This window comes from Cobetia sp. SIMBA_158, assembly GCF_046566945.1.
Classification (GTDB): domain Bacteria; phylum Pseudomonadota; class Gammaproteobacteria; order Pseudomonadales; family Halomonadaceae; genus Cobetia; species Cobetia amphilecti.
Window position 1 is genome coordinate 1 of the sequence record NZ_JAWJYL010000179.1, and the last position, 313, is coordinate 313.

1 pseudogene is annotated in these 313 nt (G+C 38.7%); it reads right to left on the minus strand.

Annotated features, from left to right (window positions below):
* Positions 1 to 313: pseudogene (locus tag R2R70_RS19540) on the minus strand (hypothetical protein); the annotation flags it as partial.

The window sequence follows — 313 nt, forward strand, 5'->3', positions numbered from 1 at the left end:
CCAGCATGACCTTCCCGATTCCAAGAGGTGCGGGATTTTGTTTCATAAAGACACCTAATTGTGAAACTGGCATATCCCAAACTTCCACTTCAATCGCAACACCATCTAGAACCCGAACTAAACCTGGTTTTGCAGGCTTTGTGGCTAATTGATAAAGGCGATCATTAGGCGAGGTTTTTGTTTTATAAGGAAATTCGGCATTCATAAAAATGCCAATTGTAAGAATGGCAATAATCGGAGAAAAAATGTAATCCAATAATAATGCCCATCCTACTAAAAATCCTGCTTTTGGGTGAATGGAATTACTTGTATA